The sequence below is a fragment of the Caldalkalibacillus uzonensis genome (assembly GCF_030814135.1).
GTDB lineage: Bacteria > Bacillota > Bacilli > Caldalkalibacillales > Caldalkalibacillaceae > Caldalkalibacillus > Caldalkalibacillus uzonensis.
In genome coordinates this window covers 102,450-115,035 of the sequence record NZ_JAUSUQ010000010.1, presented here as the reverse complement: position 1 = coordinate 115,035, position 12,586 = coordinate 102,450, and the positions used below count along the sequence as shown (strand labels likewise).

8 protein-coding genes and 1 riboswitch are annotated in these 12,586 nt (G+C 50.3%); of the genes, 4 read left to right on the top strand and 4 right to left on the bottom strand.

The genetic code is table 11. The features are described 5' to 3' along the window. Nucleotides 1-11 precede the first annotated feature (11 nt). The 3 genes from sat to cysP form a co-directional block, all read right to left on the bottom strand. Nucleotides 12-1,160 (bottom strand): sulfate adenylyltransferase, encoded by a 1,149-nt coding sequence (gene sat, locus J2S00_RS13650; RefSeq protein ID WP_307340813.1) that lies wholly within the window; start codon nt 1,158-1,160, stop codon nt 12-14. Nucleotides 1,161-1,241: 81 nt separating this feature from the next. Beyond that, complete coding sequence (locus tag J2S00_RS13645; protein ID WP_307340811.1) at nt 1,242-1,958, bottom strand: phosphoadenylyl-sulfate reductase; 717 nt, start codon at nt 1,956-1,958, stop codon at nt 1,242-1,244. A 2-nt stretch (nt 1,959-1,960) separates the two neighbouring features. After that, nucleotides 1,961-3,043, bottom strand: a complete 1,083-nt coding sequence (cysP, locus tag J2S00_RS13640; RefSeq protein ID WP_307340807.1) for a sulfate permease — start codon at nt 3,041-3,043, stop codon at nt 1,961-1,963. 430 nt (nt 3,044-3,473) lie between these two features. Further along, nucleotides 3,474-3,601, top strand: a riboswitch (SAM riboswitch). Nucleotides 3,602-3,701: 100 nt separating this feature from the next. Here cysP and J2S00_RS13635 point away from each other — a divergent pair. From J2S00_RS13635 to metH, 4 genes are read left to right on the top strand one after another with little or no spacing between them, the layout of a single operon-like run. After that, the gene (locus tag J2S00_RS13635; RefSeq protein WP_307340802.1) at nt 3,702-4,829 is read left to right on the top strand and encodes a methionine biosynthesis PLP-dependent protein; all 1,128 of its coding nucleotides are present in this window, start codon (nt 3,702-3,704) and stop codon (nt 4,827-4,829) included. Nucleotides 4,830-4,843: 14 nt separating this feature from the next. Next, complete coding sequence (metC, locus tag J2S00_RS13630) at nt 4,844-6,031, top strand: cystathionine beta-lyase (protein WP_307340800.1); 1,188 nt, start codon at nt 4,844-4,846, stop codon at nt 6,029-6,031. After that, nucleotides 6,015-7,877 (top strand): bifunctional homocysteine S-methyltransferase/methylenetetrahydrofolate reductase, encoded by a 1,863-nt coding sequence (locus tag J2S00_RS13625; RefSeq protein ID WP_307340798.1) that lies wholly within the window; start codon nt 6,015-6,017, stop codon nt 7,875-7,877. Before metC ends, J2S00_RS13625 begins: the two co-directional genes overlap by 17 nt. Continuing rightward, nucleotides 7,858-11,304, top strand: a complete 3,447-nt coding sequence (metH, locus tag J2S00_RS13620) for a methionine synthase (protein ID WP_307340795.1) — start codon at nt 7,858-7,860, stop codon at nt 11,302-11,304. The genes J2S00_RS13625 and metH overlap by 20 nt, the downstream gene beginning before the upstream one ends. A 68-nt stretch (nt 11,305-11,372) precedes the next feature. On the opposite strand, the gene J2S00_RS13615 is transcribed toward metH, so the two are convergent. Further along, on the bottom strand, nt 11,373-12,488 hold the full coding sequence (locus tag J2S00_RS13615; RefSeq protein ID WP_307340793.1) for a polysaccharide deacetylase family protein: 1,116 nt from the start codon (nt 12,486-12,488) through the stop codon (nt 11,373-11,375). Nucleotides 12,489-12,586: the final 98 nt, after the last annotated feature.

Sequence of the window (12,586 nt, the reverse complement as noted above, 5' to 3'; positions counted from 1 at the left end):
AGACCATACATTTAGGAAGAATATGAGAGCTGTTTCATGCCTTTAATCAAGACCTCCACCACTTCTTTGCGGCTGAATTCCGGCGGCGGTACCTCTCCCTGACTGAGCATCTGACGTACCTTCGTGCCGGACAAGATCAAGCGATGTTCTTCACTATGGGGACATGTTTTGGTGGAGGCCATTCCCCCACACTGATAACAATAGAAACTATGTTCAAAAAACAGGGGTGTAATGCCCAGTTCTGCAGGTGTAAAGTGGTCAAAAATGCGTTGGGCATCATAGGTGCCGTAATAGTTGCCAACCCCAGCATGATCCCGCCCAACAATAAAATGAGTGCAACCGTAATTTTTGCGCACCATGGCGTGAAAAATGGCTTCCCGAGGCCCGGCATAACGCATGGCGGCCGGAAAGACAGCCAAAAAGACACGCTGCTCCGGATAATAATTTTCCAACAGCACTTGGTAACTTTCCATGCGTACATCCGCCGGAATGTCGTCCGCCTTCGTTTCACCCACCAGGGGATTAAGGAACAAACCGTCCACGGTCTCAAGGGCACATTTTTGAATATACTCATGGGCACGATGGACCGGGTTGCGGGTTTGAAACCCAACCACTGTGCGCCAGCCCAGTTCCCTAAACCGGGCACGAGTCTGTTCAGGATCCAGATAAAACTCAGCAAAGCGCTTCTTAGGCGGGCGTTTAACCAGCGTAACCGGTCCTCCCAGATAGACAGGGGGCCGTTCAAACAGTTTTTTTACCCCTGGATGGGCGACATCTGTGGTGCGGTAGACCTGCTTGGCTTCTATCGTTTTATCGGGACGGTACTTCTCCTGCACCTCGATTAATCCATATACCGTCCCCTCATAGGTCAGTTTGACGAGATCGCCTTCCCTAATTGTGCTGGCTGCTTCATCACTGACGGGAAGCGTAATGGGAATGCTCCATACTTCACCGCTGGCCAGGCGCATGTGCTGGATCACTTGCACATAATCATCTGCTCCCATAAACCCTTCCAAGGGACTGTAGGCGCCATTCGCAATCAATTCCAAATCTGACAAAGCAATTGTGTCCAGTTCCACCTGTTTGTTGATGAGAGACAAATCAACATCAGGTTGGTAACGGTTAATTAATCTTCCTCCATGAGGCTGACTGAGACTCATCCTCTCTCCTCCTTTTCCTGCTTTATGTCAAACAAGTGATATACCCGTAAAACAAGCACTCACTCGGACGGCTGACCATGTTTATTGGCTGTGTAACCCGCATTCGGTCTTAGCTGAGTGGGCCCAACGGCCTGCCCGGGAATCAGCCTTTCCTTGCACAGGCAGAGTGCAAGGTTCACAGCCGATGCTGGGATAATCTTGATCATGCAGCGGATTATAGGGAAGGTTAAAGCTTTTAATGTACAGCCACACCTCCTCCCATGTCCAGTGAATGAGGGGACAAACCTTGATCGATTGAAACTTATGATCCAGGTTGACAAACTGGACGTGGGCCCGAGTCGGCGACTGTTCTCGCCGTAGTCCGGACATCCAAGCTTTGACCCCGGTCAACGCTTTTTGCAGAGGGATGATCTTACGTAGCCGGCAGCATTGATCAGGATTATGTAACCACAATTGGTCACCATACTGTTTCTCCTGTTCCTGCAGGGAAAGATCAGGCTGGATCATCTCGATTCGCAATAGGGGATAGCGCTGTTTGACCTCTTCAATCAGACCGTAAGTTTCTTTGAAATGAAGGTGTGTATCTAAGAAAATGACTTTAGCATCGGCTTTGACTTTGCTGATCAAATCGATCAGCACCATGCCTTCTGCCCCGAAGCTGCAGGCGTAAATCAACTCATCACCCCATTGGTCGTAAGCCCACTTGATCACATCCAGGGTGTCTTTTTGCTCCAGCTGCCGGTTAACCTCGGCCAGCTCCTCTTTAGGCAAGGTCGTGTAAGAGAATGTAACACCCATGGTTAAATCCCGCCTCCTTGTTCATGAATCGATTTCTTGTCTTGCCGGATGGTTTTTAATAAACTGAGCGTGCCAAATGTACCTACAAACACACTCAAAACAACAATAACAACATATGGATTAGGCTCCAGGATGATATGAACCAAGGTGTATGAAACCACCAGCGAAAGAATAGGTGACACAATCCACACCTTGATAATTTGAACGATCACATTCTTTTGCCATAAGCGGAAACCATTCTCTGCGGTCCCCACACCCAAAATGGCCGATGTGGTAGCCTGGGTAAGCGGAACTGGGATGCCCAGCAGTGAAGCCAAGACCACCAATGTACCTCCTGTTCCTGACACCACGCTGCCTTGCAGCAGAGAGAGGGAGGTAATCCGTTTGCCGTTGGTCTCCAGTACCCTTCCGCCGAGCAAGACCGCTCCCAGTGCCACGAAGGCCCCACCCAGCCAGATGGCCTGCGTTGCATCCAACAGTCCCGCTCCTACCAAAGGGCCGATGGCATTGGCTACATTATTCATCCCTGCTGAAAAAGCCTCCAGACACCCGGTGAAGATGAGGAGGGCAATAAGAGCTTTGCGCCATTTGCCTCCCTTTTTCAGGTCAGGATAGCGTCTCTCAAACCACAGAATCCCTTTGCCTGATACGTAAGCCACACTGAAGGCAACTACCGGCACAATGATCCAAAACGAGACAATGTAGAGCAGATTGGAGACATACAAGGCCTGAAAGGCAATGCCGACGCCAACGATCGATCCCACAGTCACTTCACTGGTTGACAAAGGAATACCCAGCAGATTGGCGATAAACAGCGTGCTGGTTGCTCCAACCAAAATAATCAGCACAATCGGCACATTGAGGATATCAGTGGGGATAATCCCGCTGCCGATCGTCTTCACCACTTCTCCGCTGCCCAAGACTGCACCCAAAAAGACTGCTAGAGCCACAAGCAGCAAAGCGAGCGTCTTCTGGCGGACCGCTCCCGCACCATACACCGCACCCATGGTGGCCGCTGCTCCGCTGGCCCCAATATTCATGGCAAAAAACAAGGCAATGACAATGGCGATAAAGGTTAACAGCATCGATTTTCACCTTTACCTTTCTTTCGGTTCTATACATGATACGTGCCAACACGGTTAATAACACAATTCACATTAATCAACTATGAATTATGGAATTTTGCTGTTTTAAAGTATCATATATAATCCCTCGCTGTCTGTCAATTCCTAATTTCAGAAAAGAAGTCAAAAACTTGGGGCCGCTGCAAAAGGATAGACATGAGCCTAAAATGCCCTCTGATAAATAGGTTATAAATTTTCACCTAAATCGGTGATCATTTTTGATAGGAAATCACTGAAAAAGCAGATCATTGAACGACACTGTCCCGTGGGCGTCAATTAACCACATTCCGGGATTGCTAAATTTTTTTACATTTTCCTATTGCCAAATCAATAAATTAGTTATATAGTTGTTTTAATAGTCATACATAACTGAATACGAGTGTTGTTCTTTTTCTTATCCAGAGAGGTGGAGGGACTGGCCCTGTGAAACCTCAGCAACCAGCCAGCTTGTATTGCTGGCCAGGTGCTAATTCCAGCAAGTTGAGTCAAGTTGTCTTGATTCAACTTGAAAGATAAGAGGAAGACAAACTAACGGAAACCCGCTTAGTCTTGCCTTCTTCTTATCAGAAGAAGGCTTTTTTATTTCATCAAAGCAGAGCAAAGGTGGGGATGAGCTAAGATGAGCCAATTGAAACTAGAGTCTCAGCTGGTTCAAATCGGAAACCGCAGTGAGAAAGAAACCGGGACGGTATCGGCTCCGGTCTACTTTTCAACCGCCTACCGCCATGCCGGCATTGGCCAGTCTACGGGCTATGATTACTCCCGTACAGGCAATCCGACCCGGGCCATTCTGGAGCAGGCTATAGCTGATTTGGAGGGTGGCGACCGGGGATTTGCCACCAGTTCAGGTATGGCGGCCATTCAGATTATTTTGTCCTTGTTTGGGCAAGGGGACGAGTGGGTCGTTTCCCAGGATCTCTATGGAGGCTCGTACCGCTTGTTTGAAGAAGGCTGGAAGCGCTGGGGGCTGAACTTCCATTATGTTGATCCACGATGTACAGAGGAAATTGAAAAACGAATCACCCCTCGCACCAAAGCTATCTTTATTGAAACACCGACCAATCCGCTTATGCAGGAGACAGATATCAGTGCGGTCAGCCGGGTGGCTAAAAAACATGGCCTGTTACTGATCGTGGACAACACCTTTTACACGCCACTTTTGCAGCAGCCCATCAAACAAGGGGCAGATATCGTCATTCACAGCGCCACCAAATATTTGGGCGGACACAACGATGTGCTGGCCGGACTGATTGTGGCCAAGGGAGAAGCATTATGTGAACGTTTGTTTCATTATCATAACGCCATCGGTGCCACCCTCTCCCCCCTGGACTCCTGGCTGTTGATGCGTGGTATGAAGACACTGGCCTTACGCATGAGACAGCATGAGGCCAATGCCCGGCAGATTGCCGCCTATTTGCAGCAGCATGACTGTGTGACCGATGTGCTGTATCCGGGCCGGGGAGGGATGCTCTCCTTCCGCATCTTAAAAGAAGAATGGGTCAATCCCTTCCTGCAGCACCTTCAATTAATTACCTTTGCTGAAAGCTTGGGAGGGGTAGAAAGTTTCATCACCTATCCCGCCACCCAAACCCACGCCGACATTCCTGAAGAGGTGCGCACGGCATACGGGGTGTGTAACCGCTTGTTGCGTTTCTCCGTGGGTGTGGAGCATGTGGACGATTTGATTGCCGACTTGGAGCAAGCCTTTGCTGCTTTAAAATCTGGGCAAGTGGAACAAGCCAGATGAGGAGGTCAGCCGAGATGAGTGAAGAATTTTGTTTTGAAACCCGCCTGTTGCACAACAAACATAAATGGGATCCCCACACAGGGGCCGTCAGTGTGCCCATTCACCATGCCTCAACTTATCACCAGCCAAATATTGACCGTTTTGGCCGCTATGATTACAGCCGATCGGGCAACCCGACACGGGAAGCACTGGAAGAAACCATTGCTGAACTGGAAGGGGGCACAAGAGGCTTTGCCTTTGCTTCAGGCATGTCCGCCATCTCCACTGCCTTTCTGCTCTTGTCCAAGGGCGATCATGTCCTCATTTGTGAAGATGTATATGGCGGCACCTACCGCATGGTCACCCAGGTGCTCAGCCGCTTTGGCATCGAGTACACCTTTGTGGACATGACCGATTTGGACCAGGTGGCCTCCCATATCCGCAGCAATACGAAAGTGCTGTATGTGGAAACACCTTCTAATCCTTTGCTCAAAATTACGGATATTCAGGCAGTGGCTAAATTGGCTAAAGCGAACGGCTGCCTGACCTTTGTGGACAATACACTGATGACCCCGGCCTTGCAACGGCCCCTGGAACTGGGAGCTGATGTGGTCATTCACAGTGCCACCAAATTTATCGCTGGCCATAGTGATGTGGTCGCCGGACTGGTTGTGGTCAAGGAACCGGCGCTAGCTGAACAGCTGGCTTTTTTACAAAACGCCTTCGGGGCCATCCTGGGCGTGCAGGATGCCTGGCTGGTGCTCAGGGGGCTGAAAACCTTGTCGGTCCGCTTGAAGCAGTCTACAGCTTCCGCCTATGAGATGGCCAAATACTTACAAAAGGTGCCCGAGGTATTGGAGGTCTATTATCCTGGGCTGCCTTACCATCCCGGCTACCCTATACAGATGCTGCAGACGGATGGGGCCGGAGCGGTCCTTTCTTTCCGCCTGACAGACGGTGAGGCTGTCAAAACCTTTGCCCAGCATGTGCAACTTCCGGTCTTTGCCGTCAGCTTAGGGGCAGTGGAATCGATTTTATCCTATCCGGCCAAAATGTCCCATGCCGCCATGCCCAAGGCTGAACGGGAGAAACGGGGTATTACCGACGGTCTGTTGCGCCTTTCCGTCGGCTTGGAAGATGTACACGATTTAATTGATGACTTTGAACGGGCCTTTGCGGCCCTAAGAAAGGAAGGGAGCGTTAACATTGGCTCTACTGGATGATTTAAAAGACGGCTTGCTGATTGCCGACGGTGCCATGGGCACGCTGCTGTATTCGTATGGTGTCGGCCACTGTTATGAAGAGTTGAATATCTCCCAGCCCGAACAAATTCAAAACATTCACCAGGCTTATCTGGAGGCCGGCGCCCAAGTGCTGCAAACCAACACCTATGCCGCCAATTATACAAAACTGTCCCGCTATGGACTGGAAGATGCGGTAAAATCGATCAATCTGCACGCTGTGCGGTTGGCCAAGGAAACGGCTCAGGACCGGGCCTACGTTTTGGGGACCATTGGGGGCATCCGCGGGGCAGGAAAAAAAGCCATCACGCTGGAGGAAATTAAACGCAGCTTCCGCGAACAGCTCTACTGGCTGTTGCATGAGAAGGTAGACGGTCTGTTATTGGAAACCTATTATGATCTGGAAGAGTTAAAAACGGTCTTGCAGATTGCCAGACAGGAAACGACATTGCCCATTATCGCCCAAGTATCTCTGCATGAGGTGGGTGTGCTGCAAGGCGGCCTTTCGTTAAGTGAAGCCCTTAACCAACTGGAAGAGCTCGGAGCTGATATTGTCGGAGCCAACTGCCGCCTGGGTCCCCACCATATGTTGCGCTCCCTGGAAAACATCCCTCTGCCCAAGCAGGCCTATCTGTCCGCCTATCCCAATGCCAGTCTGCCCGATTATATCGACGGCCGGTTTATCTATCAATCGGAGCCGGACTATTTTGCCCAGCAGGCACGGGCGCTCGTGGAACAAGGCGTGAGATTGATTGGCGGGTGTTGCGGCACCACCCCCGCTCACATCAAAGCAATGGCTGAGACACTCAAAAATGTGAAGCCCATCACCGAAAAAGAAGTACAACCCAAACCGATCGAGATTGAGGCGCATTCAGTATCGCAAGGCGGACAGGAACAGTTGCAGCATGTGGTGAGAAGGCGCAAATCCATTATTGTGGAATTGGATCCCCCCAAACACCTGAACATTGACTGTTTTTTGGAAGGAGCCCAAGCCCTGAAGGAAGCGGGCATTGATGCCTTAACCATGGCTGACAATTCGCTGGCCTCACCCCGGATCAGCAATATGGCCATGGCTGCCTTGATCAGGCAGCACTTCGATCTGCTGCCGCTGGTGCATATCACCTGCCGGGATCGCAACTTGATCGGATTGCAGTCCCATTTGCTGGGCCTCCACTGTTTGGGCATGCATCATGTGCTGGCTGTAACAGGAGACCCAACCAAGATCGGCGATTTTCCGGGAGCCACCTCTGTATATGACTTGTCTTCCTTTGAACTGATTCAACTGATCAAGCAAATGAACAAGGGATTGTCCTTTTCCGGCAAACCGTTAAAACAGCAGACTACTTTCTCTGTTGCTGCAGCCTTTAATCCCAATGTCCGGCATCTGGAGCGAGCCGTGAGCCGCTTGGAGAAAAAAATAGAAGCGGGAGCCGATTACTTTATCAGCCAACCGGTATATGACCATGAGCACATGCATAAGATCCGAGAAGCAACAAAACATTTGCCGGTACCCATTTATATTGGTATCATGCCCTTAACCAGTTCACGTAACGCTGAGTTCCTCCACCATGAAGTGCCTGGTATTAAATTAACTGATGAGATCCGCCAGCGCATGGCAAGTGTGGCTCATGACCCGCACCTTTCCCAGCAAGAAGGGATCTCCATCGCCAAATCTTTGATCGACACGGCCTATAACCTGTTTAACGGCATCTATATTATCACTCCGTTTATGCGTTATGAGATGTCTGTGGAACTGGTGACCTATATTCATGCCAAGCAACATACTGAACAAGAAAGGGAGCTGCACCATGGCAAGCACATTGTTTGAACAGCAATTAAAAAAGAAAATACTCATCATCGACGGAGCGATGGGCACTATGTTGCAGCAGGCGGATCTGTCCGCCGCAGATTTTGGTGGTGAGGAATATGAGGGATGTAATGAGTATCTTAATCTCACCGCTCCCCACATTGTGGAATGGATTCACCGTTCTTATTTGGAAGCAGGGGCAGACATTATTGAGACCAACACCTTTGGCGGAACGGCCTTGGTGTTAAACGAATACAATCTGGGCCACAGGGCCTTGGAAATCAACCGCACGGCAGCGGAGATTGCCCGTAAAGTGGCTGATGAATATGCCACTCCTGAGTGGCCGCGCTTTGTGGCCGGCTCCATGGGCCCAACGACCAAAAGCTTATCAGTCACTGGCGGCACCACGTTTGAAGAGTTGATTGTCCATTACGCCGAACAAGCGAAAGGGTTACTTTTGGGCGGTGTGGATCTGTTACTGTTGGAAACCAGCCAGGATATGCGCAACGTCAAAGCGGGCTATATTGGCATCTGCCAAGCGTTTAAAGAATTGGGCCGGGAAGTCCCCCTCTTAGTCTCTGGTACCATTGAACCGATGGGCACCACCTTGGCTGGTCAAAACATTGAAGCTTTTTACTTGTCACTGGAACACATGCAGCCTGCTGCCGTCGGTCTCAACTGTGCCACTGGCCCTGAATTTATGACCGATCATCTCCGTTCCTTGTCCCAGTTGGCCACCACTGCTGTCTTTTGTTACCCTAATGCCGGTTTGCCGGACGAAGAAGGGAATTACCATGAATCCCCACAATCCCTGGCGCAAAAGATAGCCGCTTTCGCCGCAAAAGGATGGCTCAATATCACTGGCGGCTGCTGCGGTACCACACCAGAGCACATTAAAGCGATTGCCGAGGCAGTAAAGCCATATGCACCGCGGGAAATCCCAGGTGATCATCCCCATGCCGTCTCCGGCATTGAACCGCTCATTTATGAGGAGAGCATGCGTCCGCTCCTGGTCGGGGAACGGACCAATGTGATTGGTTCCCGCAAGTTTAAGCGTCTCATAGCCGACGGGAAATACGAAGAAGCGGCGGAGATTGCCCGGGGCCAGGTGAAGGGCGGCGCCCATGTGATTGACATTTGTCTGGCTGACCCGGACCGGGATGAACAGGCCGATATGGAGCAGTTTCTGAAGCACGTCGTTAATAAAGTGAAAGTACCCCTGATGATCGACTCCACTGATGAAAAAGTGATTGAAAAAGCGCTTACTTATTGCCAGGGAAAAGCGATTATTAATTCGATCAACCTGGAGGATGGAGAAGAGCGGTTTAAAAAGGTGGTTCCCCTGATTAAACGCTTCGGGGCCGCCGTGGTGGTGGGCACCATTGATGAACAGGGCATGGCGGTCAAAGCGGAGGATAAACTGCGCATTGCCCAGCGTTCCTACGATCTTTTGGTCAACAAATACGCTCTTAACCCCCGGGACATCATCTTTGACCCGCTGGTCTTCCCGGTGGGAACAGGGGACAAACAATATATCGGCTCCGCCAAGGCCACCATTGACGGCTTGCGTATGATCAAAGCAGCCCTGCCGGAATGTTTGACCATTCTGGGGATCAGTAATGTCTCCTTTGGCTTGCCTCCAGTCGGGAGGGAAGTATTAAACGCTGTCTTCCTGTACCACTGTACTCAGGACGGACTGGATTACGCCATCGTCAATACTGAAAAATTGGAGCGCTTCGCCTCCATCCCTGAGGAAGAGGTGAAACTGGCTGAAACATTGATCTTTGATATGACCGATGAGGCCCTGGCCCATTTTACCGCTCACTTCCGGGGCATGAAAGCCAAGGAGAAAAAGCCAACCACCAATATGAGTCTGGAAGAGCGGCTGGCCAATTACGTGGTGGAAGGCACCAAAGAAGGGCTGTACCCTGACTTGGATCAAGCCTTGGCCAAATTCCCCACGCCGCTGGACATTATCAACGGACCCCTGATGGAAGGCATGACTGAGGTAGGCCGCTTGTTCAATGACAATCAGCTTATCGTGGCGGAAGTGTTGCAAAGTGCGGAAGTGATGAAAGCGGCTGTTGCCTATCTGGAGCCCCATATGGAAAAAACGGATGACAGCGGCAAAGGCAAAGTGATCCTGGCCACGGTCAAAGGCGATGTCCATGACATTGGCAAAAACCTGGTGGATATTATTCTGAGCAACAACGGTTACAAAGTGATCGATCTGGGCATCAATGTGGCTCCGAATACCCTGATCGAAGTGGTCCGCCAAGAGCAGCCCGACGTCATTGGCTTGTCCGGGTTGTTGGTTAAATCCGCTCAGCAGATGGTGCTCACCGCCCAAGATCTGCGTGCGGCCAATATCGCTGTGCCGATCCTGGTGGGTGGAGCAGCCTTAAGCCGGCAGTTCACCGATAACAAAATTGCCCCTGAATATGAGGGATTGGTTTTGTACGCCAAAGATGCCATGGACGGCTTGTCACTGGCCAACCGACTGCAAAGTAATCAGGAACGGGAAAAAATCATGATCGAAAAACAAGAGAAACAAACCAGACGGGCAACACGAGAAGAGCACACAGCCGGCCAACAAACTCAAACCGCCACCGTCGTCAAAGTACGCTCTACAGTCTCCACCGACGTACCGGTCTTTGTCCCGTCAGACCTGGAACGACATGTGCTCAGAGATTATTCCATTGCCCATATTCAACCCTACATTAATATGCAGATGTTGTTGGGCCACCATTTGGGTCTCAAAGGCAAAGTGGCCCGCCTCTTGGAAGAAGGGGATGAGCGGGCCGTGGAATTAAAAGAGCTCGTAGATTCTCTGCTGACCGAGGCCAAAGCTAATGGTCTGATCTCGGCCCATGGGGTCTATCAATTTTTCCCGGCCCAGAGCGAGGGAGACGATGTGTTGATTTACGATCCCGCTGACCGCCAAACAGTGCTTGAACGCTTCCACTTCCCCCGCCAGGCCAAAGCACCTTACCTCTGTCTGGCTGATTACCTAAAACCGGTGGACAGCGGAGAGGTGGATTATGTTGGTTTCTTTGCCGTAACCGCTGGTAAAGGCATACGTGAACAGGCCCTTAAACTAAAAGAAAAGGGAGACTACCTGCGCAGTCATGCCTTGCAGGCCTTGGCGCTGGAACTGGCCGAAGGTTTTGCCGAGCGCATGCACCAAGTGATACGGGACAAATGGGGCTTTCCCGATCCTCCCGACTTCACCATGCAGGACCGCTTCTCAGCCAAGTATCAGGGACAGCGCTACTCTTTCGGCTACCCGGCCTGTCCCAATCTGGAGGATCAAGCCAAGCTGTTCCGCCTGATTCGCCCGGAAGAGATCGGCATCACCCTGACCGAAGGCTTTATGATGGAGCCCGAAGCCTCCGTCACCGCCATTGTCTTTGCCCATCCAGAAGCCCGTTACTTTAATGTGTTGTAATTAAATCAAAGGGGCTGTTCCACGTGCCCATGCACCTGGAGCAGCCTCGTCTCTCATATGTCCTTCTTTCAATGACTATGGTCTAATAGCGTTTGAACGGTAACAAATTTGTATCCCTTTGCGTGCAATTGATCAATCATTTGGGGCAACGCCTCTACTGTACCATCCAATAAGCCAGGTGTGGTCAGCAGGTTATGTTGCAAAATAATACCACCTGGAGAAATATCCCTGTGAACGATGGATAAAATATCATCAGCTGACATTCCACGCCAATCGAGCGTGTCCACAGACCACATCACCACCCTGAAGCCCATATCATGCAGAATCAACCTATCCGACCTGGTCAACGCACCGTAAGGAGGACGGAATAAGTCAGGCTTACGTCCAACTGTTTTTTCCATCACCTGCTGAGTCGCCCTGACTTCTTCAATAACGTCAGACGTCATCACACCGCGTAGATCTGGGTGTGTCATGGTGTGATTTCCTAGGGCGTGACCGTCCTTTACAATGCGCTTCATCACCTCTGGGAAATATTCCACTTGTCGCCCCATAATAAAGAAGGTGGCCGGAATCCCTTTTTCCTTGAGGATATCTAAAATTTGTGGCGTGTAATGCCCATCGGGGCCATCATCGAAGGTAAGTGCAACTAGCTTTTCTTTGGTATTTCCACTGTAAATAAGGGCTGGGGGGCGTGGTGTTCCAGTACGAATGTATGTTCGCTTAAATTGAGGTTCATAGGTGACTTCCATACCTAACTTTTTCACCACATCCAATAGCGGAACAAATAGGCCTTCCTTCATCTCCATGGATACTGCCGAAAGCGTATCCCGTTTCCATTCACCCGTTTCAGGTACATAGTAATCCATATATTTTTTCCCGACAGGAAGAGCGAACAAAGTATTTCCTAACCGAAAGACAACTGAACGATATTTGCTGTTCCAATCGACTCTTGTTCCGGTATGCTTGAGAAATAGGGCAGGAACCATTAAATGTCCATCTCTCACCATATATTTCGTCTTAATGGGTTGGCCATCCACATAAATCGGTGCTTCCGGCAACTTGGATTCTTGTGCCCCAACAGGCATTGAGACACTGACCAATAACAGCATCAGCAGCAGAATAACAATACTTAATCTCGTCCAACGTTTTACTCCGCTATGTGGTATTAAATATTTGTTTTGCATCACTTTTCTCCTCTTTTAGTGTTTTAGCTCTGTCAGTTTCGTAGGCCATCACAACCCGATAGATCCGAAGAAAAATTTCCTTGTTTACATTTTTTCCA